This is a genomic window from Providencia sp. PROV201, assembly GCF_028479545.1.
GTDB classification, from domain to species: domain Bacteria; phylum Pseudomonadota; class Gammaproteobacteria; order Enterobacterales; family Enterobacteriaceae; genus Providencia; species Providencia huaxiensis.
Genome location: NZ_JAMPNW010000029.1, coordinates 1 through 26,480, shown reverse-complemented (window position 1 = coordinate 26,480; position 26,480 = coordinate 1). Strand labels below are relative to the sequence as shown.

Annotated in this window: 26 protein-coding genes; 15 read left to right on the top strand and 11 right to left on the bottom strand. The window is 39.1% G+C overall.

The window, feature by feature from the left end; all coding sequences use genetic code 11:
• Positions 1-4 precede the first annotated feature (4 nt).
• The 6 genes from PR809_RS18215 to PR809_RS18190 all read left to right on the top strand — a co-directional run bounded on the left by PR809_RS18215 (position 5) and on the right by PR809_RS18190 (position 4,687).
• On the top strand, positions 5-1,054 hold the full coding sequence (locus PR809_RS18215) for a hemin-degrading factor (protein ID WP_272524603.1): 1,050 nt from the start codon (positions 5-7) through the stop codon (positions 1,052-1,054).
• Between the two features lie 15 nt (positions 1,055-1,069).
• Positions 1,070-1,891 carry a heme/hemin ABC transporter substrate-binding protein gene (locus PR809_RS18210; protein WP_102137460.1) on the top strand — a complete coding sequence of 274 codons (822 nt, stop codon included), beginning with the start codon at positions 1,070-1,072 and terminating at the stop codon, positions 1,889-1,891.
• Positions 1,888-2,889, top strand: coding sequence for a FecCD family ABC transporter permease (locus PR809_RS18205; protein WP_102137459.1), 1,002 nt, complete (start codon positions 1,888-1,890; stop codon positions 2,887-2,889). Before PR809_RS18210 ends, PR809_RS18205 begins: the two co-directional genes overlap by 4 nt.
• Before the next feature lie 2 nt (positions 2,890-2,891).
• The gene (locus PR809_RS18200) at positions 2,892-3,680 is read left to right on the top strand and encodes a heme ABC transporter ATP-binding protein (RefSeq protein ID WP_232368237.1); all 789 of its coding nucleotides are present in this window, start codon (positions 2,892-2,894) and stop codon (positions 3,678-3,680) included.
• Between the two features lie 302 nt (positions 3,681-3,982).
• Complete coding sequence (locus PR809_RS18195) at positions 3,983-4,195, top strand: HEAT repeat domain-containing protein (protein ID WP_102137457.1); 213 nt, start codon at positions 3,983-3,985, stop codon at positions 4,193-4,195.
• 273 nt (positions 4,196-4,468) lie between these two features.
• Complete coding sequence (locus PR809_RS18190) at positions 4,469-4,687, top strand: HEAT repeat domain-containing protein (RefSeq protein WP_166267938.1); 219 nt, start codon at positions 4,469-4,471, stop codon at positions 4,685-4,687.
• Between the two features lie 93 nt (positions 4,688-4,780).
• On the opposite strand, the gene fghA is transcribed toward PR809_RS18190, so the two are convergent.
• From fghA to PR809_RS18165, 5 genes are all read right to left on the bottom strand, one after another.
• Positions 4,781-5,617, bottom strand: a complete 837-nt coding sequence (gene fghA / locus PR809_RS18185) for an S-formylglutathione hydrolase (RefSeq protein ID WP_166267940.1) — start codon at positions 5,615-5,617, stop codon at positions 4,781-4,783.
• Positions 5,618-5,627: 10 nt separating this feature from the next.
• The gene (locus PR809_RS18180; RefSeq protein WP_206276072.1) at positions 5,628-6,740 is read right to left on the bottom strand and encodes an S-(hydroxymethyl)glutathione dehydrogenase/class III alcohol dehydrogenase; all 1,113 of its coding nucleotides are present in this window, start codon (positions 6,738-6,740) and stop codon (positions 5,628-5,630) included.
• 15 nt (positions 6,741-6,755) lie between these two features.
• Entirely contained in the window at positions 6,756-7,028 is a 273-nt protein-coding gene (frmR, locus tag PR809_RS18175) for a formaldehyde-responsive transcriptional repressor FrmR (RefSeq protein ID WP_004261729.1), read from the bottom strand.
• A 168-nt stretch (positions 7,029-7,196) separates the two neighbouring features.
• Positions 7,197-8,114 carry a bestrophin family protein gene (locus tag PR809_RS18170; RefSeq protein WP_102137453.1) on the bottom strand — a complete coding sequence of 306 codons (918 nt, stop codon included), beginning with the start codon at positions 8,112-8,114 and terminating at the stop codon, positions 7,197-7,199.
• Positions 8,115-8,299: 185 nt separating this feature from the next.
• Positions 8,300-8,626: a DUF1090 family protein gene (locus PR809_RS18165; RefSeq protein ID WP_195697514.1), complete on the bottom strand. Its 327-nt coding sequence runs from the start codon at positions 8,624-8,626 to the stop codon at positions 8,300-8,302.
• Between the two features lie 556 nt (positions 8,627-9,182).
• Here PR809_RS18165 and PR809_RS18160 point away from each other — a divergent pair.
• Both PR809_RS18160 and PR809_RS18155 read left to right on the top strand, forming a co-directional pair.
• Complete coding sequence (locus tag PR809_RS18160) at positions 9,183-10,280, top strand: fatty acid desaturase family protein (protein WP_206276071.1); 1,098 nt, start codon at positions 9,183-9,185, stop codon at positions 10,278-10,280.
• 371 nt (positions 10,281-10,651) lie between these two features.
• A complete protein-coding gene (locus tag PR809_RS18155; protein WP_102137450.1) occupies positions 10,652-11,596 on the top strand; it encodes an ATP-grasp fold amidoligase family protein in 945 nt (314 codons plus the stop codon).
• Between the two features lie 68 nt (positions 11,597-11,664).
• Here the strand turns inward: PR809_RS18155 and PR809_RS18150 are convergent, their stop codons facing one another.
• Together PR809_RS18150 and prpR are read right to left on the bottom strand one after the other, a co-directional pair.
• Positions 11,665-12,807, bottom strand: coding sequence for an MFS transporter (locus PR809_RS18150; protein WP_102137449.1), 1,143 nt, complete (start codon positions 12,805-12,807; stop codon positions 11,665-11,667).
• Between the two features lie 590 nt (positions 12,808-13,397).
• Positions 13,398-14,987, bottom strand: a complete 1,590-nt coding sequence (gene prpR / locus PR809_RS18145) for a propionate catabolism operon regulatory protein PrpR (protein WP_241098797.1) — start codon at positions 14,985-14,987, stop codon at positions 13,398-13,400.
• A gap of 241 nt (positions 14,988-15,228) precedes the next feature.
• Between prpR and prpB the strand changes: the two genes are divergently transcribed.
• The 3 genes from prpB (at position 15,229) to PR809_RS18130 (ending at position 18,807) form a co-directional block, all read left to right on the top strand.
• A complete protein-coding gene (gene prpB / locus PR809_RS18140) occupies positions 15,229-16,116 on the top strand; it encodes a methylisocitrate lyase (protein ID WP_206276988.1) in 888 nt (295 codons plus the stop codon).
• 61 nt (positions 16,117-16,177) lie between these two features.
• Positions 16,178-17,341 carry a bifunctional 2-methylcitrate synthase/citrate synthase gene (prpC, locus tag PR809_RS18135; protein ID WP_206276987.1) on the top strand — a complete coding sequence of 388 codons (1,164 nt, stop codon included), beginning with the start codon at positions 16,178-16,180 and terminating at the stop codon, positions 17,339-17,341.
• An 11-nt stretch (positions 17,342-17,352) separates the two neighbouring features.
• The gene (locus PR809_RS18130) at positions 17,353-18,807 is read left to right on the top strand and encodes a bifunctional 2-methylcitrate dehydratase/aconitate hydratase (protein ID WP_206276986.1); all 1,455 of its coding nucleotides are present in this window, start codon (positions 17,353-17,355) and stop codon (positions 18,805-18,807) included.
• Between the two features lie 72 nt (positions 18,808-18,879).
• Here PR809_RS18130 and PR809_RS18125 read toward each other — a convergent pair whose 3' ends face one another.
• Entirely contained in the window at positions 18,880-19,920 is a 1,041-nt protein-coding gene (locus tag PR809_RS18125; RefSeq protein ID WP_102137445.1) for a galactose-1-epimerase, read from the bottom strand.
• Between the two features lie 224 nt (positions 19,921-20,144).
• Positions 20,145-21,074 carry a cation diffusion facilitator family transporter gene (locus PR809_RS18120; protein ID WP_102137444.1) on the bottom strand — a complete coding sequence of 310 codons (930 nt, stop codon included), beginning with the start codon at positions 21,072-21,074 and terminating at the stop codon, positions 20,145-20,147.
• Positions 21,075-21,373: 299 nt separating this feature from the next.
• Here PR809_RS18120 and PR809_RS18115 point away from each other — a divergent pair, with 299 nt between their 5' ends.
• Positions 21,374-21,811 carry a universal stress protein gene (locus PR809_RS18115; protein ID WP_102137443.1) on the top strand — a complete coding sequence of 146 codons (438 nt, stop codon included), beginning with the start codon at positions 21,374-21,376 and terminating at the stop codon, positions 21,809-21,811.
• Positions 21,812-21,858: 47 nt separating this feature from the next.
• On the opposite strand, the gene eco is transcribed toward PR809_RS18115, so the two are convergent.
• Positions 21,859-22,335, bottom strand: a complete 477-nt coding sequence (gene eco / locus PR809_RS18110) for a serine protease inhibitor ecotin (RefSeq protein WP_206277137.1) — start codon at positions 22,333-22,335, stop codon at positions 21,859-21,861.
• Positions 22,336-22,602: 267 nt separating this feature from the next.
• Between eco and PR809_RS18105 the strand changes: the two genes are divergently transcribed.
• The 3 genes from PR809_RS18105 (at position 22,603) to PR809_RS18095 (ending at position 25,022) form a co-directional block, all read left to right on the top strand.
• Positions 22,603-22,815 carry a DUF465 domain-containing protein gene (locus PR809_RS18105; protein ID WP_004261774.1) on the top strand — a complete coding sequence of 71 codons (213 nt, stop codon included), beginning with the start codon at positions 22,603-22,605 and terminating at the stop codon, positions 22,813-22,815.
• Between the two features lie 284 nt (positions 22,816-23,099).
• Positions 23,100-23,468 carry a nitrous oxide-stimulated promoter family protein gene (locus PR809_RS18100; protein ID WP_166267696.1) on the top strand — a complete coding sequence of 123 codons (369 nt, stop codon included), beginning with the start codon at positions 23,100-23,102 and terminating at the stop codon, positions 23,466-23,468.
• Between the two features lie 735 nt (positions 23,469-24,203).
• Positions 24,204-25,022 carry a helix-turn-helix transcriptional regulator gene (locus PR809_RS18095; RefSeq protein WP_166267694.1) on the top strand — a complete coding sequence of 273 codons (819 nt, stop codon included), beginning with the start codon at positions 24,204-24,206 and terminating at the stop codon, positions 25,020-25,022.
• Between the two features lie 210 nt (positions 25,023-25,232).
• On the opposite strand, the gene PR809_RS18090 is transcribed toward PR809_RS18095, so the two are convergent.
• The coding region (locus tag PR809_RS18090; protein ID WP_272524600.1) for a hypothetical protein at positions 25,233-26,480 on the bottom strand (1,248 nt) is incomplete at its 5' end.

The following is a 26,480-nucleotide window of genomic DNA, read 5'->3' as shown; positions in this document are numbered from 1 at the left end:
AAACGTGAATTCAGCACTTTACGAGCGTTACCAACAAGCAAAAGCAGATAACAAAGCCAAATACGCTCGCGATCTCGCCGCTTATTTAAATGTATCTGAAGCTCAGCTGCTGCATAGTCGTGTTGGCCACGACAAAGCGGTTCGTTTAAACGTCGATGCCCCCACTTTATTGACAGAATTAGCCACTGTTGGAAAAGTGAAAGCGATTACCCGTAACGAGTACGTGGTTCATGAGCAAGTTGGCCGTTATGACAATGCGACATTTAGCCCCCATGGCGGTTTGATTTTAAACCCTCGTGCCCTTGATTTACGGATGTTTTTCAGCCATTGGGACGCTATCTTTGCTTTGACAGAAGACAGCAAGCACGGTGAACGTCATAGTGTCCAATTCTTTGATAAACAAGGTGATGCACTACATAAAGTTTACACCACCGATGAAACGGACATGGCGGCATGGCAAGCACTGATTGAAAAATACGCTACGCCAGACAATGCCGAGTTAACCCACGAACCTGCGGCTGCATTTACTAGTCAGCCCGTCAGCGAAGAACTGAAACAACAGTTAGAGCAAGAGTGGCGCAACATGACGGACGTTCACCAGTTCTTTGTTCTGCTCAAGAAAAACAACCTCAGCCGCCAGCAAGTTTTCGCTGCGGTTAGCGATGATTTAGCGTGGAAAGTGCCTAATGATTCCTTCAATCAGCTGATTAACACGGCGTTCAAAGATCAAAACGAAATTATGATTTTTGTGGGCAACCGCGGATGTGTGCAAATTTTTACTGGTGAAATCAAAAAAATCATGCCATATCAAAGTGAAGGTTCAGACTTAAAGTGGCTAAATATTTTCAACCCTGATTTCACCTTGCACATGATTGAAAATGGGATTGCCGAATGCTGGGTTACACGTAAACCAACACAAGATGGCCATGTAACTAGCCTTGAAGTCTTCGATAACCAAGGAAATCAAATCGCACAAATGTATGGGCAGCGTACGGAAGGGACTCCAGAGCAAGAGCAATGGCGCCAACAAGTCACCGCATTACCCCGCATTTAAAATAGGTAACTTATTATGAAACAATGGCTTCTAATCTTATCAACGCTGTTTATCTCTTTTGGTTCTTATGCAGCAGAACGTATCGTCACCTTAGGGGGTGATGTGACGGAAATTGTGTATGAACTCGGAGCACAGGAACAGCTCGTCGCCCGTGACAGCACCAGCCTTCACCCAGAGCAAGCCACCAAGCTCCCTGATGTAGGCTATATGCGTATGCTTAACGCAGAAGGCGTGCTGTCAATGCGCCCGACTTTAGTACTTGCGAGTGAGTTAGCCAAACCCTCAATGGCTCTCTCGCAAATCGAAAAAAGTGGCGTAAAAATTATTAAGGTGACAGGGAAACCCAGTTTAGAAGCCATTCCAGAAAAAATTACCACCATCGCTAACGTGGTCGGTAAAACGGAGCAAGGAAAGCAATTAGTTAATCAATTTAACCAACAGCTCAGCCAAGTAAATACAACTCCTATCGATAAAAAAGTCCTGTTCATTATGAGCCACGGTGGTGTTATGCCTTTAGCGGCAGGACGGCACACAGCGGCAGACAGCGTGATTAACGCAGTCGGTGCAAAAAATGCCATGAGCAGCTTCGACAGCTATCGTCCTCTATCCCAAGAAGGTTTGCTATCAAGCCAACCCGATTTAATCATTTTCACCAAAGAAGGGGTTAAATCATTAGGAGGAATAGAAAAAGTGTGGAAATTACAAGGAATGTCAATGACCCCCGCTGGGAAAAATAAAGCGCTTCTGGTTGTTGATGATGTCGGCATGCTCACCTTCAGTTTAGGTACGCCTGAAGTCATGAAACAACTACGTGAGGCATTAGAAAAATCCCAATGAGTCGCTTTAAAAACCCATTTTTGGTGATTATCGTTTTATTGTTCGCACTTGGTGGTTTAGTTCTCATCGCGTCGAATGCAGGCGCAATGAACTTTTCATTAAAAGCACTGTGGCAGGCATCTGCCACAGACTCGGATTGGCAGATATGGCTGAATATCCGCCTTCCTCGTGTGTTAATTGCCATTTTAGTCGGCCTTGCTTTGGCGGTGTCTGGTGCCATTATGCAAGGGTTATTTCGTAATCCTCTCGCAGATCCGAGCTTACTCGGTATCAGCAGCGGTGCAGCCCTATCCGTTGCTGCATTTATTGTTTTCTCGGTTTCATTACCTACCGTGATGCAAGGGTATGGCCATGTTGCTGCCGCTTTTATTGGTAGCCTAGCCGTTTCTTTTATTATTTTTAGCTTAAATCGCTCATCAAATGGCAACCTCGCAAAGTTACTTCTCGCAGGCATCGCTATCAATGCACTGTGCATGTCATTCATTGGCGTTCTTAGCTATATCAGCAATGACCAACAACTAAGAACATTCAGCTTATGGATGATGGGCACACTCGGTAATGTTGACTGGACGTCATTGACCATTGCAGCTTCAGTGATTCTGCCTATTTGTGCTATCTGTCTAATGCAGGGCGCTAAACTCAATATTCTGCAATTAGGCGATGAAGATGCACATTACCTTGGGCTTAATGTTGAACGAACCAAATTTATTTTATTATTCCTCAGTGCCATGTTAGTCGGTTGTGCTGTTGCTATGAGCGGCGTTATTGGTTTTGTTGGCCTCGTGGTTCCGCACCTCATTCGCATGACGCTCGGGCCTGATCATCGTTGGCTCATTCCAGGTTCAGCTATCGTCGGTGCGGGGTTATTACTCATTGCCGATACTGTCGCGAGGACTGCGGTTGCACCTGCTGAAATTCCTGTTGGTTTACTGACAGGTTTGATTGGTGGCCCCTACTTCTTATGGCTTATTTTACGCCAGCCTGCAGGGAGGATCTAAATATGCAAACAAAACCGTTCTTGTTAGAAGCCCAAAATTTATCGTATAAAATCAGTGAAAAAACGCTTATAGATAATGTGAGTTTATCTATTGAGCAAGGGGAATTCGTGGTGATTATTGGTCCCAATGGCGCAGGGAAATCCAGCCTATTAAAATTGCTAACAGGCTATAACACCCCAACTCATGGCGCATGTTTTATTGAGGGCCGAGCGATGGTTGACTGGGACCATAATGCATTAGCGCGAAAACGTGCCGTCATGAAACAACATAGTCACTTACAATTTGCTTTTACTGTTGAAGATGTCGTTGCGATGGGGAGAACCCCCTACGGCTCAGAGCACAAACACACCGCCATCGATGAAGCCTTATCACAAACCAGTTGCCAATCACTACGGCAGCGAGACTACCGCCAACTTTCAGGGGGGGAACAGCAACGCGTTCAATTGGCTCGAGTATTAGCGCAATTATGGCAACCCACAGCTCAACCCGCTTGTTTGTTTCTCGATGAACCCACTTCAGCGCTTGATTTATATCACCAACAACATAGCTTACGGCTACTACATCAACTTACACGTCAACGACCGTTAGGCGTTTGCTGTGTATTACATGACCTTAATCTAACCGCATTATATGCAGATAAAGTGTTATTAATTCATGATGGGAAGTTGGTCGCCCAAGGTTCCCCTACCGATGTTTTAACGACTGAAAACTTAACACGTTGGTACCAAGCTGACCTCGGTGTAACTCAACATCCTGAAAATAACACGCCTCACATTTATTTGCGTCACTAACTTAGGCTTAATAAGCACTTTATTTAACCCATTTTAAAGGTAAGGTGCTTTGTTATTTAGATCTTATTAAAAAATCATCAAGTCATATCTATTTTAATATTTAACTAATAGATTTAATAATCTTAATTTTTATATCAATAACCTTTACTCCCTTAGTGCACTTCAGTTAATAAAATAGTTATTAGCCTAAAAATGAGTAAAATCTATATAATCTATTAATAAAACCTTAAACTTCAAAAATAAATCTCAAGTACTTTCACTTAGAATACCTTGGCATCGCGTAGGTATTTCAAAGGGTTTACATGGAAAATAACATTATTGAAACATTAATTGAGTTAACACATCGTGGAAATGATGATGTTAAAATTGCAGCTATTTCAGCCTTAGGTGATTATAAAGTCACCGTTGAACAACAAAATGCAATCAATCGTTTACTTGAACTCTGTAAAGACCCTAATAGAGATGTCGCAGTGTCTGCAATAAAAGCATTAAGTAAACTCTCTGAACATTTTTAATCTAAAACCAATATCTTTCATTAATACTTTTTAAAACCAAAAGCTTTTAATTGAATCTCACCACCTCTCTAGTAGCTAACGGATGAATAGATAGTGATATTTCCACTTGTTCATCCGTTAGCTCCCCTCCATATCAACCAACACTCATATTAGTTGTGTTTTTTGATATTAATAAACCATTTCTTTTAGTAGCATTCCCAACATTGAGATTAATATTTGAAAAAAATGAGTTTTAATTAGCTTATTTATTAATACCCATAAGTAGGATAATAAATGGATAGCAAAGTCATCAATACATTACTTGATTTAACAAAAAGAAAAAATGATGATGTGAAAATAGCCGCTATATCCGCTTTAGGTGATTGTAATATACGGCTAAAACAACATAGTACGATTAATCGGCTGCTTGAATTATGTAATGACCCAAATAAAGATGTCGCAATCAGTGCCATTAAAGCAATAAGCAAGCTCTCATACGGGGGCTTCAAATAGTGATTTAGTCTTATTATGGTAAAATTATAGAAATAGTTAGGTGAAACCAATTATTGGTCCCACCTAGCTATTATTGGTCCCACCTAGTTATATTTAGCGATTATCGTTTAAATAGCGAGCATGAAATGCAATATGCTCACCAATAAAGCTACTAATAAAGTAGTAACTGTGATCATAGCCATCACGAAGATTCAATCGATATTCAAATTGCTTTTTGTCACAAACACCAGCAAATAACTCAGGTTTTAATTGCTCTTGATAAAAAGGATCCGCAGTGCCTACATCCACTAAAATAGGTGGGATAGCCTCAGATTTTTCAATCAGTTCAACTGTATCATATTGGGACCAACTACTCGTCTCTTCCCCCAAATAAGCCGTAAAGGCTTTTCGTCCCCAAGGAACTTGGGTTGGCGCAACAATCGGAGAAAATGCAGATAAACTACAATATCGACCTGGGTTACGTAAGCCAATCATTAAAGCCCCATGCCCTCCCATTGAATGGCCAAAAATAGAGCGTTTATCCGTTACAGGCAAATGCGTTTCAACTAAAGCGGGTAACTCAGATACGATATAATCATACATTTTGTAATGATTGCGCCATGGCGCTTGCTGAGCATTCACATAAAAACCTGCACCTTGCCCTAAATCATATGCCTCGTCATCAGCGACCTCAGCACCACGAGGGCTGGTATCTGGTGCAATTAAGATCACGCCATATTCTGCCGCAAATTGTTGGGCTCCCGCCTTAGTGATAAAGTTTTGTTCATTACAGGTTAACCCTGATAACCAATAAATCACTGGGCAAGCCGCTGTTTTCGCTTGTGGTGGTAGGTAGACGGCAAACTTCATTTCACAGCCGAGTACGGTGGATTGATGTTGATAAACATCCTGCCAGCCCCCAAAGCACGCATGGCGTTCAATTCTCTCCATCAAAGACTCCTTAATCATAGTGAATAACGGTGCGGATTGATTTACCTTCATGCATTAAATCAAATGCGTCATTAATACTCTCTAATGGCAATGTGTGCGTCACAAATGGAGACAGCTCAATATCGCCCTTCATGGCATCTTCAACCATTTTTGGTAATTGACTACGACCTTTCACACCACCAAATGCCGTGCCGCGCCATGATCGCCCTGTTACTAATTGGAATGGGCGAGTTGAGATTTCTTGCCCAGCCCCTGCGACACCAATAATAATTGATTGGCCCCATCCTCGATGTGCACTTTCAAGTGCTGCACGCATAACATTAACATTACCAATACATTCAAAGGTATGATCAACTCCCCACTGGGTTTTCTCAATCAACACTTGTTGAATCGGCTTATCAAAGTCATTAGGATCCAAACATTCTGTCGCACCAAATTGACGCGCTAATTCAAACTTAGACGGGTTAGTATCAATGGCAATAATACAGCCAGCTTTTGCTTGTCTTGCCCCTTGAATAACTGCGAGGCCTATCCCACCTAGCCCAAAAACAGCAACAGAGTCGCCTTCTTGTACTTTAGCCGTATTATGTACAGCACCAATACCCGTGGTCACACCACAACCTAACAAGCACACTTCTTCATGATTAGCTTGAGGGTTAATTTTCGCCAAAGAAACTTCAGCAACCACCGTATATTCGCTGAATGTTGAACAGCCCATATAATGGTAAATCGGCTGCCCATTATAAGAAAAACGGGTTGTCCCATCTGGCATCACACCTTTACCTTGTGTTTCCCTAACAGAGACACATAAGTTTGTTTTACCTGATTCACAAAAAACACATTTTCCACACTCTGCCGTATAAAGAGGAATGACATGATCACCCACGCTAACGCTGGTAACACCTTCCCCGACTTCCACAACAACACCTGCACCTTCATGTCCTAATACCACAGGAAATAAGCCTTCAGGATCATCACCTGACAATGTAAAAGCGTCAGTATGGCAAACACCTGTATGGCTAATCTTAACTAATACTTCCCCGGCTTTTGGTGGCATGACATCAATTTCGACAATTTTTAATGGCTCACCAGGGCCAAATGCGACTGCTGCACGTGATTTCATCGTTATTCCTTCTTTTTACCGCAAATATGTTCGAATTAATGAGATAGCGTCGTCTACAGAGTCTTTTTGCAACTGTGTTGTCGCAGACTCCTGAAGCCCTTCTCGTAAATGACTCTCTAATACCCCAGCCATCAAGCCATTAACTGCACCGCGAATAGCAGCAATTTGTTGTAAAATGGCTGCACATTCAACTTCATCTTCCAAGGCCGACTCCAAGGCAAGCAATTGCCCTTTCAACTTTCTGACCCGTGTAAGGACTGCTTTTTTTTCTTTTGGGGAATGTGGCATATTTAAGCCCCTTTAATATACATAGGGGGAGTATAGTATTAGTCGAATTATCTGTACAGAATTCCTTATTTTTATGACCAAAAAAGACAAAATAATACCCAGTGGAAAAGTGAAACAGTAAAACACCAATATCGAGCTTTACTGTCTCCAATTAGGAATAGATCAACGCTACAACAAGTTGAAGTATTTATCTGGCTGGTACTGAGGGGGAAGCGGTTTAATATCTAACATATCTAATGCATTACGTTCAATACTATTACAAATGGCATTAAGCGGTAAATCATTTGCAGCAATCCCAAAAGGATCCTCAAGTTCCTCCGCTAATGCATCCCACGCTAAGAAGGTATAAGAAATAAAAACAGACACAAATGGCGTCATAAAATGCAAGTCAACGACCAATGCAAAAGGAAGTAATGAACAAAATAAGTAGACTGTTCGCTGCAAAATGAGTGTATAAGCAAATGGGATCGGTGTATTCGAAATCCGCTCACAGCCACCAAGTACCTCCGATAGCGCATTAATATCTTTATTAATGGCTTGAAAGAGCACATCACTGATGACTTTTTTATCGCGTAATTCCCCCACCTTTAGGCCAATCTGCAATAATATTCGGCTAGTGGGAAACGGACTTTGGATAACTTCATCAAAAATAGCTCGGGGTAGCAACCTATACAAATCAATGACTGGGCTGGTTTTTCTTAATTCATGTTTAAGGCTCCAACCAAAAGCGATCAATAAATTAGCAAATTCCTTTTGAGCTGATGGGTCATTGGGTAATAATCCTTTAATATTTCTTAGAATATTTCTTTGGTTAATCAATAACGAAGCCCAAAGCGTCCTAGCCTCAATCAAGCGGCTATAACATGCGTTATTACGAAAACCTAGGAATATTGCGATAGCAATCCCTAGCAAACTAAAAGGGGCTATCGTTAAGTGTATACCTAATCGTTCGTACCATTGAAAACTGAGTACAGCCACGATGGATATCATTATATTTAGAGAAAGCCGAAATGTTATTTTTGACAGTACAGAACCATGCCAGTCGAATAACCGAAAAAACCAGTGTTGATGAGGACGAATAACCATAAGAAGACATATTGTGTTAAGAAAACGACATTAACTTATTATTTCATTGATTAATTCAATACGCTAGCGCCAAACAAAAATTAAAGTGAAAGTTACTCTAATTATAACAAGCGGCAATAGTGCTAAATTCATCCAACACGGTTTTATTCTATAAATAATATTGGGTTTTAATATTAAATATTACGTTATTTTTTAGCGGCTTTTAAGCGTTCGACTTCATCTTGTAACGCCTCTATCTGCCGCTCTAAATGATCAGTTTCAGTAAAACTATATCGATGATTTAGTTTAGTTGGGCCTGTCGCTCCAGAATAATGGTCATAGCAGTTATTTTGTACATTTGAAATCGCACGCTCTAATCCTGCAACCCTATTTCGATTTCCATGCATTTTGGCATATTTTAGTTGTTTCTCTAGTTGATAGATTTTTTTATCACAACCATAGTATTTATAACTTGCTTGAGCGAATACTGGAATAATCAGTGTTGATAAAATTATTAACAGTATTTTTTTCATATTACATTCCTAATTCAAGAAATAATTTACCAGTAACTATTTCATCACTTTGACACATTATTAATATAGGCAAGCTCCTAATTTAGCTTAAGCAAGATAAATATAACGAGCAATTCAAGTAAACCAACTAAAAATGATAACCGTAATTTATTGTTAACATAGGAAAGCAAATGAAATCATTTTTTCACATGATTTATTACAGACAGACATATTTTTCCCTGATACTTTACAGCTAAAGGATTTCTCTACAAGGATGTAGCCAGTTTTTCGTATTTCAATAGGTTGATAATACATGTTTTACTGAGTCGCCCATAAAAAAACATATCAGTTTAATTAATCCATAACTCACATTTTACCGTTTATACGGCGGAAATCATTCATTTATATTTATTTCCATCAAAAACACTTATTTAAATTGTCGAAATTTATTACTTTCGATGAAATCTGATTCAGAATAGGTCGAAACGTTCTTCCCCTGTCATATTTATTTTGCGACGATTAACTTAGTATGGATATACTCTTTGATTAAAAGAAGATCACATCAAATGAGAGTCGCATGCATCACACTGAATTCGAACTCACGTTCTCAAATGCTAACGAACAACAATTTCATATCGCATTAAAACAAGCAAGTCAGGAATATCTGCAAGCTAAACAAGATCACGTGTATGCCAGCCTAGCTGACCTTACTATAATTGGGGTCTTATTTATTGTTGCCCTTCTGAGTTATCTTCCAACACTCATGACAACATCTACCTCAATTTACATATTGTCCTATTCTGTATTTGTTTTACTTATCATGTTATTAAATGTAATTGGCCAGCACGATGCCTGCCACAATACCCTATTTAAATCAGGCTGGAAAAATCGGTTATTTGGCCGTTTGGTGACATTACCATTAGGCTTAGAACCGGAGTTTTGGCGTACACGTCACGTTCATTATCACCATCACTACGCCAACATCGAACATTACGATTTAGACACTGAAGAAAATGGTATATTCCGCCAAACGCCATTTCAACGGTGGCGGCCTTTTATGAAATATCAGCATATTTATTGGCCTTTCATTGCATCGTTGTCACTCACATGGATAGCTCTCGTATTTGATTGGTCCGATAGGACTGGGAAAACACGCTTAAAGACGCAGAAAGTACTCGAGGGTAAACTGGGCTGGGGGCTATTTTTAGGCAGCAAAATATGCCATTTAATACTGATGCTCGGCCTCCCGTTGTTCGTAGCTCACAGCCATGGGATCAGCTTAGCAACAATATTTATCACTTACTTATTGAGCCAAATGGTCGCATCCATTTTTGTAATTTATTTATTTCTAGGCACACATTGGGCAGAGACACAGTTTTTCACTGCGCCTGAAGATAAACAAATTCAGCATGGCTGGTACCACCATAATTTTGTCACGGCTTGTGACTGGCTACCTACCCCCCACTATTTATGGCGTTTAACAGGGGGATTAAACTACCACCTTACACATCATATTTTTCCTCATTGGCATCATCGTCACTACCCTGCTTTAGCTCAAATTTTAGCTAAGCTGGCGCAACAATATGATATGCCATACCGCTGTATTGATTACAAACAACTCGTTGCGGCTCAAATACGATTCCTAAAAAAAATGGGGCAACCGCCATTACAGTAAGAATATTAGTCATTTTGAAAATAATAACCTTCTCAATTATTATCTCTGAGCCCACGGGTTTAGAGATAATATCTAAATAAACCCTTAAGGTTTATCTTCCTTACCTTTGTTACACTTTAAATAGCAATTTCCACATTATTAATGTCGAATAATTAAAACAATCGATTGAATTATTGATATAAAAGCAGACAGATTCCCGGCTATTATTAACAAAATGGCTGTTATTTATCTTTTGTTTACTATTTATTGATTAAGAGATTATTAAATTGGTCGTTACATTTATTGATGCTTTATTTAAGTTATAAAAAATATAATCAAATAAAAATTAGATTTCATTTACACACTACAATATTAGAATGGTTGGTGCTCGCATGAAAAAAGCAGAGTATTTTATAAAAAAATTACGCACACTCATTATGAGTGATAATATCTATCTCTCTAATAAATTTACTAAAAAACTCAATTATCGCCCTGACTTTAAAGCACCAAAAAGCTTTAATGAGAAGGTCAACTTTAGAATGCTACGAGATAAAAATCCATTATATTCACAATTTGCGGATAAACTCACCGTTAGAGAATATATTTCCCGAACAATAGGAAATGAATATTTAGTTCCTATTATAGCTACTTATAAAAATGTCGATGAAATTGATATAAATAAACTGCCAGAGCGTTTTGTTTTAAAATGCAATCATGATAGTGGCAGTAGCATTATTTGTCGCAATAAAGCGCAATTTGATTGGCCAAAAGCTAAAAGCAAATTGGATTTTCACTTAACTAAAAATCTTTACTATATTACTCGAGAGCGCCATTATAAAACGATTCCCGCACAGATTATGTGTGAAGAATATATTGATTTATTCGCTAATAAAAACCGAAAGTTAGTGCCTGAAACATGCAGGATCCACTGCTTCTCTGGCAAGCCTGTCTATGCAGAGATTGACTACTCCGATGAATTTGGCAATGAATTTATTAATATTTACGATACCAACTGGCAATTGCAACCCGTGACTTTTGGTTATCCAAACATGATGGAACCCGTATCTGAGCCACCATTATTCAAAGAAATGTTACGGTTAGCAGAAATACTCGTCACACCCTTTGATTATTGCCGAGCTGACTTTTTGATGTCTGATGAAAATACGTTGTATTTCAGTGAACTCACTTTCGCACCAAATGCAGGCAGAACAGAAATATCACCCCTGTCATGGGATTTCAAATTGGGAGAACTTTGGGAACAACGTATTGTACGTAACACAAGGCATTTACCCATCGAAGCACAACTTGCACCTTCAGCTGCAAGTAAAAAGAAATAATTAAAACGTAAAAAAGGCTCTGAGATAACTCACAGAGCCTTTTATTAATCAGTTTTATGTCGACAAAATTAATTTGCTAACACACTGGCTTTGCGGCGTAAGCTAGCAATTAACATATAAATTGCAGTCACTAACAGCACAATAAAGAAGAAATTCACTAACCCATTATATTGGCCTAAGAACGTCCCCGCAGCGATAGGTCCCATCGCTGAACCAATACTGTAACTAAACAGCATCACTTGGGTTGCAGCAACAATATAGGAGGAGTCTAAGCCATCACACGCTAGCGTTATCGCTACAGGGTATAAGGCAAAAGTTGACATACCGAGTAACGCTAAAGCGACAATCATCACCAAGTAGTCACTCGAAATATAAATAACCCCCATAGCAAAAACACCTAATAATGAAACCATGGCAAGCAATAAGGTTTTACTCATTAAAATAGATAATTTGCTAACAACTGGCTGTATTAACATCCCACCAAGAATAATTGAAGCCATCAACACCCCCACTTGGTCGGTGGTGAACTGGTCTTTTTTCAATGATAACGGCATTAACCCATAGATAGTCCCCATGGTAATACCAGAAACCATACAACCAATAATTGCAGGTTTACTTAAACGAGCAATTTTCTTCAATGACAATTTTTGATGTGAACCACTATCTGGCTGGCCTTGACGTACCAATAACGGTGGCATTACCGCTAATAATAATAGCCCTAGTACCACCATAAACGGATAGGCACCATGGGTTCCAATGACACCAATAGCAAGCTGCCCAAGCGTTGTTCCGCCATACAATGACGTCATATAAAAACTTAAACGCTTAGCGCGCTCTTTCGGGTTATCACCAATCAATAACCAAGATTCGACAACCACAAAAATACCCGCTACAGCTACCCCCGCAATTAAGCGGTTCGGTAACCAAGATTCAATGGTCGGTGCCCATGGCAGTACGATAACTGTCGCGGCAAGCATCAATAAGAAACCTATAAATGCAAGGCGATGGCCTATTTTAGCAATAACTGGTTCAATTAACATTGAGCCAATTAATAGACCAATATAATACGCGCTCGCTAACCAGCCCGCATATTGCGTATCAATACCAAAGCTTCCCATCGATAATGGGATTAAGCTCATTAAATAACCCGATGCAATAGCAAAAATCGTTAACCCTGCAACAGGAACGAATGCATTGTCGCGTTTGCGCATGATAGTAGTGGACTGATTCACGCCCCACTCTCCAACTAACAAAATAAATAATATGCGCTGCAACTACATCGTAGAATACGACAACATTGTGTTACTAATTAAAGAACACATTTCGGCGATTAGTGCAGTAGTAAAAAAACAAAGATAAGACTAATTTGAGCGCAATATAGAACGTTCAATCATGAAGTTAAAATGAGAAAATCTAATGGTGACTAACAAAATAATTTATGTGAGAAAAATCACGTTTTTTATGTCAGCGAACCCAGAGCAAAAATGGCAGAAAAAAGAAGATAATCACTTAAAAAACAGCAAATTATAAAAACCGCAAATAAAGCCACCTCTGTTACTTTTAGATACAACTTAAACTAAATATAAAATGCCTAAAAAGTGCTTAATCACAAAAAAAACTATTTATTGTTTTCTCCTGCTGCATAAGCTGATCGATGAAGCAAATTCACCTTGCTCAATTTACTAAAACAATTTATTTCACTTTTTAATTAAAATAGAGAAATAAATTTTCTAATAATAAAAATTAAGCCCATTTTGATTGGTCGCCAATAAGCGGATCTCCCAGACCTTTCAAAGGATGATTAGGAATGTGAAGAAAGTCGCCGCCAAAGGGTTGTCCTGCTAATACCTAAATACTGAGCTACAGCTTTGCGGTCACCATTAAACCTAGCCATCACGTCAGTGAGTGATTCCTTACTTTTATCAATAACAACCTCATGACTAGTTGCTTCCCATTTGCGCTCAGGAGACAAACTCGCTAACATTTCCTCACTGATGGCTTTTTCGGAGTATGCGCTACAATAGAGAGCCACCCGCTCCATTAAATTTCGCAGCTCACGAACATTTCCTGGCCACGCGTAATTGAGAAAATAGTCACGACAACTTAACAGCTGTTGCACGCGAAAAGCAGGGAGTGGCAAGACCAATCCAGCAAAGGCTAACTTAAGTAGCCGCTCCGCTAATACTAAAATATCATCACCACGTTCATTGAGCGCAGGCACGCGCATTCTCAGCACCCCGAGCCGATAAAATAGATCGGCTCGAAAACGCCCTTCTTTCACCCAACGGTCTAAATCACAGTGGGTCGCACAAATGACTCGAACATTCACTTGTAGCGGTTTATACCCACCGACTCGTACTACAGAGCGTTCTTCGAGAACCCGCAACAACTTTGTTTGCAATACGATAGGCATTTCACCAATTTCATCTAAAAACAGAGTTCCCCCACTCGCCAATTCAAATAGTCCTGCTCGACCACCGCGACGAGAGCCAGTAAAGGCGCCTTCTTCATAACCAAATAATTCTGCTTCTAATAATGTTTCAGGTATCGCACCACAGTTAACAGCGACAAAAGGCATTTGCTGTTTACTACGCTTATGTTGATTAAATAAGGTATATTCGTGATGAATAGCTTGCGCCACCATCTCCTTTCCTGTTCCACTCGCGCCTTGAACCAATACTGTTGCATCAGAACGTGCATACAACATAATAGTTTGCCTAACACGCTCCATCGATAATGACGAACCAATCAGGTCGTTTATCGTATAACGAACTTTTGCGGGGTTAGGGGGAAGGTATTTACCTTGCGAATGGTTTTCACGCCTCGACATTCGGCTTAATTCGATAGCATCTGAAAATGCTTGCTGTATGGTTTCTGTGGAATAGACAAAAACCCCAGTCATCCCCATTTCATCCGCCAAGTCCATGATTAACCCAGCCCCCACGACAACAGAAATCCCCATAGCTTTTAGTGCTTTAAGCTGAGACCCTGCATCTTCTGCCGTGACATAACTCCGCTGCTCGATTTGTAAACCAAAGCGCTGCTGAAATTCATCTAATGAAGACAACGTTTTTTTATAATTGATGATCCCGACTTTATCGCTAATCTCTCGGGCTTTAGCCAATGCTTGCATAACATCGAAGCCACTGATTTTCACGATAATAACAGGGACTGAAACATGGCTTTTTAAATAAGCCCCATTTGAACCCGCACTGATAATGGCGTCACAGTGTCCATCCTTTAGTCGTTGACGAACAGCCTCTACCGCCTGTTCAAAACCAAGATTGAGCGGCGTGATTTCCGCTTGCTCACTAAATTCAGGGCTGATATCTCGAAACAATGTAAATAACCGGGACACTGAAACCGTCCAAATAATGGGTTTTTCCACCATCACCCTACCTTCTCAATACGTTTCAAATTTGTTTCATTTAACAATATATGGTTTCAATGAAACATGCCAACCGATTATTTTAAATTTGTTTTTCTTATCACAAATCGAGAAAATCATCACGCCATTGATTTTAAACACTTTTTACCTGTACGTAATTTAACTCAAGGTTGGCACGTCAATTGCTATATGACTATAGTTATCTCAATTTAATTACAATTAATTAACACCACATGAGGCTATTATGTCGTCATTTAGTGCAGGTCAAAAGTTGCGCGAGGCTATCACCCAAGAATCTCCACTACAGCTTGTTGGGGCCATCAATGCCAACCACGCACTCCTTGCTAAACAAGCTGGCTATAAAGCTATTTATTTATCTGGAGGTGGCGTTGCTGCTGGGTCACTGGGCATGCCGGACTTAGGTATTTCAACGTTAGATGATGTTTTAATTGATATTCGACGCATTACTGACGTATGTGACTTACCACTAATGGTTGATGCTGATATTGGCTTTGGCCCTTCTGCTTTTAATGTCGCACGCACGGTAAAATCATTTTACAAGGCGGGCGCAGCCGGGTTACATATTGAAGACCAAGTAGGCGCAAAACGCTGTGGCCATCGCCCTAATAAAGAGATTGTATCGACGCAAGAGATGGTCGACCGCATCAAAGCAGCCGTTGATGCACGAACTGATGACAGTTTTGTCATTATGGCTCGAACCGATGCATTAGCGGTCGAAGGCCTCGATGCCGCGCTGGAACGTGCACAAGCCTACATAGAAGCCGGTGCGGATATGCTTTTTCCAGAGGCAATCACTGAACTTTCTATGTATCAACAGTTTACGAGTAATACTTCCGCTCCCGTATTGGCCAATTTAACCGAATTTGGCCAAACCCCTTTATTTACCCTTGATGAATTACGCAGTGTGGGTATTGCCATTGCGCTATATCCACTGTCTGCGTTTCGAGCCATGAATAGAGCAGCTGAACAGGTTTATACAACGTTACGTAAAGAAGGCTCGCAAAAAAGTGTCATTCCACTAATGCAGACTCGAGAAGAACTGTATCAAAGTATTCATTATTACGATTATGAACAAAAACTGGATGCACTATTTTCCCAAAAGAAATCATAATTTTTAAACACTTATCATTACTCAAAGTTGCATCTCTTCTGTCCCCTACAAGGAATAAATGATGAATGAACAACTTAGTCGTACTGAAGCACCTCAATTTAAACCTAAAAAATCAGTTGCACTTTCTGGTGTAGCGGCTGGAAACACAGCGCTTTGTACCGTTGGACGTAATGGTAATGACCTGCATTATCGCGGGTTTGACATTCACGACTTAGCCACACAATGTGAATTTGAAGAAATCGCACATTTGCTCATCCATGACAGGCTCCCTACGGCAACTGAGCTCGTTGCATACAAAGAAAAACTACAATCCTTTCGAGGGTTACCCGCAAGTGTCAAACAAACCTTAGAATCAATACCGGCGAACGCACACCCGATGGACGTCATGCGTACAGGCGTATCAATGATGGGATGTGTGTTACCCGAAAAAGAATCACACCCTTTTTCTGGCGCTAAAGATATCGCTGACCGCTTGTTAGCGTCACTGGGTTCGATGTTGTTGTATTGGTACCACTTTAGCCACCATGGACGACGCATTGAAACCCAAACGGATGATGATTCGATTGGCGCGCATTTTTTGCATCTATTACACGGTAAAAAGCCCCCTGCTCAATGGGAAAAATTCATGCATATTGCGGCAATTTTATACGCAGAACATGAATTTAACGCATCCACATTCGCAGCTAGGGTTATTGCGGGAACAGGCACAGATTTTTACTCTGCAATGACAGGGGCAATTGCCGCCCTGCGTGGCCCAAAACACGGTGGTGCAAATGAAGTTTCATTAGAAATTCAGCAACGTTATGCATCAATGGACGAAGCGGAACAAGATATTATCGCCCGGGTTAAAAAGAGTGAGATTATCATTGGCTTTGGCCACCCAGTTTATACCCTCGCAGACCCTCGTCATCCCATAATCAAATCTGTCGCCTTACAGTTATCAGAACAAAATCTAAATCGACATCTTTATACCGTTGCAGATCGCATTGAATCTGTCATGAAACGTGAAAAAAATATGTTTCCAAACTTAGATTGGTTTTCTGCTGTGGCTTATCACCTTATGGGCATTCCCACCGCTATGTTTACTCCATTATTTGTTATGGCCCGTACCGCTGGCTGGTCAGCACATATTATTGAACAACGACAAGATAATAAAATTATTCGCCCTTCAGCCAACTATGTTGGGCCTGAAAACCAATTATTTATTCCTATAGAACAGCGTTAAAAGGTAACCTAATGACAACACAAACCGTGCGTTCGCAACAAATTGAATTTGATAAAGTGATCAGCGATATTGTTGATTATGTAATGGATTACCCGATTATTTCTGAGCTCGCCTATGATACGGCTTATCATTGCCTGCTAGACACCCTTGGTTGCGGTATGGAATCCCTTGAATACCCTGCATGTAAAAAATTATTAGGCCCTATCGTCCCGGGGACTATCGTCCCAAATGGCACAAAAGTCCCAGGTACACAATTTCAATTAGACCCTGTGCAAGGCGCATTTAATCTTGGCACAATGTGCCGCTGGCTTGATTTTAATGACACTTGGCTTGCTGCCGAATGGGGACATCCATCTGATAACCTTGGCGGTATTTTAGCTACTGCGGATTGGCTTTCTCGTGAAAATATTGCGAAAGGCAAGCCCCCGCTAGTGATTAGAGATGTTTTGACGGCATTAATTAAAGCGCATGAAATTCAAGGCTGTATCGCATTAGAAAACGCCTTTAACCAAGTTGGGCTCGACCATGTTATTTTAGTCAAAGTGGCCTCAACTGCGGTTGTTTCTCATTTATTGGGCTTGGAAAGAGAGCAAATTCTCAATGCGGTCTCCCAAGCATGGATTGATGGGCACAGTCTGCGTACCTACCGCCATAGCCCCAATACAGGGTCTCGCAAATCATGGGCTGCTGGTGATGCAACATCTCGTGCGGTTCGGCTCGCTTTAATGGCTCAAAAAGGGGAGATGGGCTACCCAACGGCGTTAACCGCTAAAACCTGGGGTTTTTACGATGTTTTATTTAATGGGCAACCACTGCGTTTTCAACGCCCTTATGGCTCATATGTCATGGAAAATGTGTTATTTAAGATTTCTTTCCCTGCTGAGTTTCATTCCCAAACTGCAGTAGAAGCTGCGTTACAACTCCATCAAACCCTCGAAAAACTAGGAAAAACGGCTCAAGATATTGAGTCGATTGCCATACGTACCCATGAAGCTTGTATTCGTATCATTGATAAAAAAGGCCCATTACATAATCCGGCAGATAGGGATCATTGCATCCAATATATGGTCGCTGTCCCATTAATTTTTGGTCGTCTAACGGCCGCTGATTATGAAGACAATGTTGCTAAAGACGAACGTATTGATGCATTACGTGCAAAAATGCATTGCACAGAAGATGTACAGTTCACCCAAGACTATCATGACCCTGAAAAACGCTCGATTAGCAATGGGTTAACTATTACATTGAAGGATGGGCAAGTGCTTGATGAAGTTGTTATCGAATATCCTGTTGGCCACAAGCGCCGCCGTAAAGAGGGTATGCCATTATTATTAAATAAATTTAGAGTTAATTTAGCAAGGCAATTCCCTGAGGCTCAACAAATTCGAATTCTAACAGCCTCTCTCGATAAACCAATGCTAGAAAAAATGCCCGTTAATGAATATATGGATTTATTTGTTATTTAAGTCTAAAGCAATTATTAGCGAGCAATTCAATTCAGCGCCTTAATATTGAGGCGCTGAACATTCACTGAGGTATCAAAAAACAAATTGGTAGCGAGTTTGGTTTCGGTACACTTGTTGAGGAAACGCAATCGAACTGTATTGTTCTCCCCACTCTGAATGGTTAATGGCATCCGCTGGAAACTGAGTTGCCAACACTACCCCTGAATAAGGGACATACGTTCGAGTTTTCCCCGATGTTGCTAGCAGGTTATTTCCACTATATACATGTAATGCAGGCTGTGTTGTTGCGATATTGAGCCATACATCCCCATTTGGCGCCCCCAGTGTTGCCACTGTCTGCTCACCGTCGGTTAATGCATCGTTTAATATAAACCCATGATCATACCCACCAACGCGGTGCTGCACATCGTCTTGTAAAAAATCTCGGCCAATACGCTTGCTTTGGCGAAAATCAAAATTGGTTTCAGCCACGTTATGCCATTCGCCCGTTGGAATACCGTCCATATCTGTCGGCAAGAATTGGTCTGCACCAATATATAAATCATGTTCCAAAGCCGTTCTGACCGAATCTTCCCCCGCTAGGTTGAAGTAGATGTGGTTCGCGAGGTTAACAGGGCAAGCTTCTGTCGATTGATAAGTATGGTGAATAACGACTTGATTATCTTCTGTGAGTTCATAGCTCACCTCAACCTCTAGCCGACCTGGAAAGCCTTGTTCACCGGCAGGAGACACTAAAGAAAAAATAGCCTTCTGGGGAGTTGGCTGAAAAATACCCCATATACGCTGGCTAAAATTATGCTTTCCACCATTCAAGCAGTGTACACCTTGGTTATTCGCAAGCTGATAACGCTGTTCATTTAACGTGAACTGTGAATTATTTATACGGCTAGCGACTCGCCCAACGGTTGAACCAAGGTATACTCCTTGTTCCATCTGTTTCGCCATATTGGGTGAACCCAAAACAACATCTCGTTTACCTGTTACTAATGGAAGTATACAGCTAACCCAACTAGCGCCTAGACTACTGAGAATAATCTTCATGCCATTTTGATTTGTAAGGGCAATAACCTTTGGGGCGCGAAATATCTGACATTGTTCTTGAGTTAACTGCATTTTTTCCTCAATCATTCAATAATTACTATAAAGAGCTGCTTGCTATATTTGCCCTTTACGTTGGAAAAATACTATATTGTGCCGTGCTGAAACAACATATTAATTTTCACCTTGTTATCAACTAGGTGCAATAATTAATGGAGCCTTTTTACATAATAGCTTGCAATAAAAAACCGAGCCACTTTTATGCTCGGTTCTTATCGGAAAATAAAATCAACCTATAATTAATGCTTAATCTCTTTGTCGTATGGGTCAAGGTGTGTCATGACATCCAAAATTAATGGGTTTTCCATCAGCTTTTTACGCACATTTACCGCAATCTCATGGCCAACAGTAATACTCATATTTCCATCAAGCTCTAAATGTACATCTACCAATAAAAAGTCGCCTGACTTACGTGTTTTTAAATCATGATACCCTGATAATTCACTGATATTATCCAAAATAGAACGGATTTCCTGCAAAGTTTCTTCATCTGCACCTTTATCCATTAAATCTTGCATGGATTGATTGGTGAATTTAAACCCCATCCGAAAAACAAATGTCCCCACAATCAATGCGGCCAGTGGGTCAAAAATTTTAAATCCGCACAAGCTACCAACAATACCAATAGCCACCACTAAGGAAGAAGCCGCATCAGAACGAGCATGCCATGCATTCGCCACTAACATACTGGAGTTCACTTTTTTCGCGACATGCAGCATATAGCGAAACAGCCCCTCTTTTGCGACTAAAGCAATCAGTGCGACAATCAATGCAATTGAGTGAACTTCAGGAATTAACTCAGGTTTCAGTAATTTTTCAATCGCTGACCAAACCATTCCCACACCCACAATTAATAAAATAATACCTAATATTAATGACGCACCATTTTCATAACGAAAATGGCCATATGGGTGGTCTTCATCTGGCTTTTTGTGGCTTTTCTTATTCGCTATCAACACCACAAAATCAGCAACCAAATCCGATAATGTATGAATACCGTCAGCTACTAACCCGGAAGAATGAGAAAAAACGCCAACAATTATCTGCCAAATCGATAAGAAAATATTTACGACAACACTGACTAATGTGCTTTTTTTTGCGGCTTTAAATTTTATTTGTTGAATTTCAAAATCACTTTTTTTCTGTGCTGAAGCATTATTCATAGTCATAAAATGGGTTCTTTAATGAAAAACAAAACAATTATCATTCAAATAATACATTTAAATCAATTAGTTAAATAACTTACCGCAATATTCGCATATATTTTATTAAAAGTCTCTGTGTGATTTGTAAATAACACAGAGAGTTGATAATAATTATTCTTTCTTTTCAAAGAATAAGTTATGTCATTTTTAGATTATCGCCATAAATGCGCACGTTATAGCATTTATTACTTTTCATTTAACTTATAGTATATTGTAGATAACCTTTTGTAATTAATTTTAAATAATACGAAAATGAGGTAGCTATGTATAAAAAAATCCTAGTCCCTATTGATTTGTTAGAAGATGAATTAAACCAAGAGATCATCAAACACGTTGAGGCACTAGCGCAACTAAGCTCAGCCGAAATTCATTTTCTATCCGTTATTCCGAGCCTTGAGTTATTTTTTGGTATTGAAATTGCCGCATTACCAGAAAGTAACAAAGATTCCGCGGAACGCTCAATCCTTGCAATGCGTGCATTAGAAGAAGTCATTAAAGACATCAAAGTTGCTGATGAACGGATCCACTGCAAAATTGGTATTGGTTCAGCTAAAGATGAAATCTTAGATTATGCGCAAGACATTAGCGCAGATCTCATTGTTGTTGGCTCTCATCACCCAAGCACTTCAACCTATCTATTAGGTTCAACAGCCTCTGCAATCGTGCGTCATGCGAAAACATCTGTTTTTGTTATTCGCTAAATTGGTTCTATAAAAAATGCCGCTAAATGCGGCATTTTCTTGAATATTTATTTTGTAACTGAATCCATTAAGTTATCGTCTGTAGACCAGATACGATATTTTACTTGCATATCTTTCGGAGCATAAACCACAATCGGTAATTTGCTGTTATAACGCACAAATGCATCATCACCTAATTGAGTTGTCACAAAACGGTCTTTTGCAGGTTCAGAACACCCCATCATAGTAGATGCAGGGCCTTTTACTTCGTCAAGTTTATAATAATCATAACCCCAGCCTTCCAACGTCTTTCTGTCTAGGTCACCCATAAACCATTGGCGGTTACAATCTGCTTTGATCGTTTTTCCAATAACTAACTCAACCATAAAATCATTTTCATTTTGTTGCTTGGTTAATTCAATCACATGACGAGTCATACCCGATTCTGCTTTTGGGTATGGCGCGATCTTTTCCAAATCCTCCGTTGCGACTGCACATGATGAAATTAATGCCGCTGCCATTACAGATAAAATCGCTTTTTTCATTATTTATTCCTATCTAGAAATACAAAATCAATTTTAAAAACCAGAATTTCATACATACTAAGTCATTTACACCGTAATTATCACTATAGATGATTCTTAATTACAAAAATATAGATAACCCGGGTAAAAACAATGTAATACTACTTAATTCTAGTTGAAAGATCATAAAACTAATAAAAATTATGTAAATTACAAGCTATTGGGATGTACAAAATGTACGCTCTGTTTATACTGAATCTGAGGCTTAATATATTCTGAGGAGGTAGTATGTTATCAGCAGATCAAGATTTAGTTTCAAAATTAATCTCTACGCATCCCCGTTTTCAAACGCTTTATGAAAAGCATCATCAACTCGACAAAGAAATCAGTAAATTAGAAGGCCCTTCTGGTGCTGGTTACAATGAGCATGTCGCTAAGCTAAAAAAAGAAAAATTACATCTTAAAGATGAAATGCAAAAAATAATGCTCTCGAGTCAATAGACTATCACGATAACAACATGTGTTGTTTTTCTAACATGATGAAAATAAAAAGATTAGCTAACACCCTAAAAAATGACGATGTTCTATTGTTCATTTAGTACCTAGCTAAGTATTTTTCATTCAACTAAAAGAGGGTAATTTTTACCCTCTTTTTTGTTACATTGAAAAACTCTTTATTTTGTTGAGCTCCATCAATAAAAGTAAGAATACATTATCATTAACTCGCTATCCTCATATAAAGTTGTATATTAAATGTATGTTTGTTTTTTATAGAGACTTATTTTATGGCTGGTAAACGCATTCAACGTGAAATTAAAACGATTGAAAAAATGATAAAAATCTATGAAAAAACCTACCCCGCTCCCATAGAATCGCCTAATTTCTATCAAGAATTATTTTCCTATGCCGTTAATAGGTTAGAGAAATGCCGATATGGAGAAGAAAAACCAGCTTGTAAACAATGTCCAATCCATTGTTACCAACCCAAAATGCGAGAGCAGATGAAGCTAGTTATGCGCTGGGCTGGCCCTAAGATGCTAATCCATCACCCAATACTAGCTGTACGCCACTTACTTGATGACCGTAAACCCGTTCCTGACTTACCAGCTAAAGTGAATAAGCGAACAGCTAAAAACATGGGTCATGATGAGTGAAACCCTAGCTCAAATTGACACCCTCTATTTGAGGTTTCAAACAAAACACAGCATAAGGAGAAAAATAAGGCATAGGTAGGCTGAAAAATGATGAATGAAAAAGTAATAACATTTGAAATTATGCATAAAAATACATATTTGAAATGCCTATCAGAGCAATTGTACAAACCTATCATTATAAAAATGAGATACCTGTCGCAATAAATCCGCTATCCAGCCCTATCTTGATAAACTAATATTATCGATACGATAAACATAATAAATAACTCAAGTTAACAATTATTTATTACATAAATAATATTAATCAATGATGGTTTTAACGAATTTTAATATCATCATTAACATAGCTAAAATTCACATTACTATACTAAAAATGACAATTGAGCAAAAAGTAGAAAAAAAAACGCCTGTTATGCGTAAAAAACGATAACATATTAACAACCGACTAATTTTAGTATTTTAGATTAATAACCCAAACTAAAAAAAATAATAAAAATAAAAAACTAAACAAACTTTTTTTAACACTATAAATACCGAGCTAAAACTAAGAAAAGATCGGAAAAAACATATTTGGAAACATTTATTTATATTTAGAATTACAATGTGACACAAAATTAATCGATTTATATAATTTCAACCATACTAATAACACCCATGCTTTATATTACCAGATGGAAATTGTTGAATATTTTATTTTGAAATTATATTTGAAATACAATTAATGAAGGTATCGTCATGCAAGTAATAAATTCACCGAATCAATACGTAATTAAACAGATAAACATTAATAGTCACGCATCTCATAATATCATCGACTTAGAAACCAAAGGGCTTTTGATCATAGAACAAGGCTCTGTGTTACTAGAAACCCCAGCTAACTCACAACACTTAAATGAAGGTGATATTTTATATCACAAACAAGGGGCTTACTCCTTGCAACTCACCGAAACCACAGATTGCAAATTACTTTGGATCCCCTTAAATGATGATTTCTTGCGTAACTTCATCTCCAATCATGGTGCAGAGTTAAGCGAAATAGACCGTAATGAAGCCTTACCATGTGATGTGATTAAATTTAATTCATCTCCTATCATTGATGAGATCAAAGCAAGCTTAAATGCATTTATTAATAATGAATACCCTGACGTCATCTTCACACTCCGAGTAAGCGAATTATTATTATTACTCAGCTACAGTGAACAAGGAGCTCTATTGTTATCTAATTTTAGGCAGCTGAGTAGTCGCCAAGTTGAGCGTTTGCAGTTATTTATGGAAAATAATTATCTTAAAGAATGGAGACTAAGTGAATTTGCACGTACTTTTGGTATGGGATTAACAACGTTTAAAGAATTGTTCAATACCGTTTATTCAACCTCACCACGCTCGTGGATTAGTGAAAAACGTATCATGTATGCACACCAGCTATTAATTAACACGACAATGAGCATTGTAGAGGTTTCAATGGAAGCAGGCTTTTCCAGTCAATCTTACTTCACCCAAACTTATCGAAAACGATTTGGATACACACCGAGTAGATCAAGAATAGCAGCTTAACCGCTCAGCAATCTTCGAACTCATGCCCTGTCAGTTATAGAAATATAATCTGGCAGAAAGGCAAGTCTCAGTCCCTTCCGTTACACAGCCATATTCACTTCTTAGACTTCTTAAATTTCTATAATCCCTTCAGATTGATATATCACAAAAAAAGGTAATTCGCCTTTCAGTGACAAATTACCTTTAAGATGAACTCAGACAAAAGCTATATTATTTTGCTTTGATTATTTTTAAATCAATGATTGACATGGAGTTTGGTGGCACTTCTCCTGGTATACCGTCAACACCATACCCTCCTTCAGGTTTAATATAGACTTTAACCATACCCCCTTCCCCTGCTCGTTCTACAAAGGAATTTAATGGCGTTGGTAACTGACTATAAGGTAATGTGACCGGGTTTTGGTCGGTGTACAATACCGTAACCTTACCATCCGTTAATTGCTCTCTCATAATAAAAGTCACGTCTTTGTTTTTAACATCTTTTATAGGAGAACCTGCTTGAATGATTTTATAGTAAGTGTTGCTATCGAGCTTACTGTATTTTTGAGCGGTGATTTGCTCAATAATTTTTTGGTTTTTCTTCGCATTTTCTGCGGCAACCGCTTTTGCATCTTTGCTAGGTGGAACTCGCCCTGCCAAGCCAGTATTCGGTTTTGTGCCACTTCTCGCTTTTAATGCATCATTTTCATCTTGTAACTGAGTTATCAATCGGTTTAATTCCATAATTTGTGATTTTAAAGTTTCATCACTCGAAATGGATTTACGCGAATCTAGCTCTGTTTGTAATTTTTTCAACTTCTCTTGTGCTGATGCCAACTCTTTTTGAGAATTAGTTTTTAAATCACCAAGAAGTTTATTCGTCTCTGTCAGTTTTTGCTCAATCTCAGACTGTTTCTTTGTTTTAGCCGCAATATCGCTTTCAAGTTTACTAATTTTGTCTTCTTGGGACTTAGCCTGTTTAACAAATTGCTGGTTTTGCTGCTCAAGTTTTTTCTTCTCACTTTCCTGGGCAGTCAGTGCATCATTAATTGATTTTTTCTCAGATTCCAACTTAGCTAAAGCGGCTTCTTTCTGTTTCAATAATGCAATTTGTTTATTTAAGTCTGTCGTTAACTCTTTGACTTGCTTGTCACTTGCTTGCCCTATTAGCGCCGTTTGTTTTTCAACATCTTTTTGTAACTTCAACAGATCCGCATTGGCCTGTTGCAATTGTTTTTGAGCATCAACAAAATTCTGTTCATTTTGCTTTAAGTTTGTTTGTAATTGTTCCTGTTGCTTTTGGCTCTCAGCATATTGTTTTGATAATGTATTTTGTGCTGCTTGCTGCTCAGCTAACTGTTTTTTCGCTATTGCTAATTCTGACTCTAACGCCACTTTCTGAGCTGCCTTCGCGGTCTGCTCGGCTAAAGAGGCTTGAATTTTATCTGCTTGTTGCGCTTTTTGTTGCAGCTCGGCAGC

Excerpts from the sequence above, each read along its gene's own strand:
- PR809_RS18210 (WP_102137460.1), top strand. The coding sequence starts at position 1,070 with ATGAAACAATGGCTTCTAATCTTATCAACGCTGTTTATCTCTTTTGGT.
- PR809_RS18205 (WP_102137459.1), top strand. The coding sequence starts at position 1,888 with ATGAGTCGCTTTAAAAACCCATTTTTGGTGATTATCGTTTTATTGTTC.
- PR809_RS18200 (WP_232368237.1), top strand. The coding sequence starts at position 2,892 with ATGCAAACAAAACCGTTCTTGTTAGAAGCCCAAAATTTATCGTATAAA.
- PR809_RS18195 (WP_102137457.1), top strand. The coding sequence starts at position 3,983 with ATGGAAAATAACATTATTGAAACATTAATTGAGTTAACACATCGTGGA.
- PR809_RS18190 (WP_166267938.1), top strand. The coding sequence starts at position 4,469 with ATGGATAGCAAAGTCATCAATACATTACTTGATTTAACAAAAAGAAAA.
- fghA (WP_166267940.1), bottom strand. The coding sequence starts at position 5,617 with ATGGAGAGAATTGAACGCCATGCGTGCTTTGGGGGCTGGCAGGATGTT.
- PR809_RS18180 (WP_206276072.1), bottom strand. The coding sequence starts at position 6,740 with ATGAAATCACGTGCAGCAGTCGCATTTGGCCCTGGTGAGCCATTAAAA.
- frmR (WP_004261729.1), bottom strand. The coding sequence starts at position 7,028 with ATGCCACATTCCCCAAAAGAAAAAAAAGCAGTCCTTACACGGGTCAGA.
- PR809_RS18170 (WP_102137453.1), bottom strand. The coding sequence starts at position 8,114 with ATGGTTATTCGTCCTCATCAACACTGGTTTTTTCGGTTATTCGACTGG.
- PR809_RS18165 (WP_195697514.1), bottom strand. The coding sequence starts at position 8,626 with ATGAAAAAAATACTGTTAATAATTTTATCAACACTGATTATTCCAGTA.
- PR809_RS18160 (WP_206276071.1), top strand. The coding sequence starts at position 9,183 with ATGCATCACACTGAATTCGAACTCACGTTCTCAAATGCTAACGAACAA.
- PR809_RS18155 (WP_102137450.1), top strand. The coding sequence starts at position 10,652 with ATGAAAAAAGCAGAGTATTTTATAAAAAAATTACGCACACTCATTATG.
- PR809_RS18150 (WP_102137449.1), bottom strand. The coding sequence starts at position 12,807 with ATGCGCAAACGCGACAATGCATTCGTTCCTGTTGCAGGGTTAACGATT.
- prpR (WP_241098797.1), bottom strand. The coding sequence starts at position 14,987 with ATGGTGGAAAAACCCATTATTTGGACGGTTTCAGTGTCCCGGTTATTT.
- prpB (WP_206276988.1), top strand. The coding sequence starts at position 15,229 with ATGTCGTCATTTAGTGCAGGTCAAAAGTTGCGCGAGGCTATCACCCAA.
- prpC (WP_206276987.1), top strand. The coding sequence starts at position 16,178 with ATGAATGAACAACTTAGTCGTACTGAAGCACCTCAATTTAAACCTAAA.
- PR809_RS18130 (WP_206276986.1), top strand. The coding sequence starts at position 17,353 with ATGACAACACAAACCGTGCGTTCGCAACAAATTGAATTTGATAAAGTG.
- PR809_RS18125 (WP_102137445.1), bottom strand. The coding sequence starts at position 19,920 with ATGCAGTTAACTCAAGAACAATGTCAGATATTTCGCGCCCCAAAGGTT.
- PR809_RS18120 (WP_102137444.1), bottom strand. The coding sequence starts at position 21,074 with ATGACTATGAATAATGCTTCAGCACAGAAAAAAAGTGATTTTGAAATT.
- PR809_RS18115 (WP_102137443.1), top strand. The coding sequence starts at position 21,374 with ATGTATAAAAAAATCCTAGTCCCTATTGATTTGTTAGAAGATGAATTA.
- eco (WP_206277137.1), bottom strand. The coding sequence starts at position 22,335 with ATGAAAAAAGCGATTTTATCTGTAATGGCAGCGGCATTAATTTCATCA.
- PR809_RS18105 (WP_004261774.1), top strand. The coding sequence starts at position 22,603 with ATGTTATCAGCAGATCAAGATTTAGTTTCAAAATTAATCTCTACGCAT.
- PR809_RS18100 (WP_166267696.1), top strand. The coding sequence starts at position 23,100 with ATGGCTGGTAAACGCATTCAACGTGAAATTAAAACGATTGAAAAAATG.
- PR809_RS18095 (WP_166267694.1), top strand. The coding sequence starts at position 24,204 with ATGCAAGTAATAAATTCACCGAATCAATACGTAATTAAACAGATAAAC.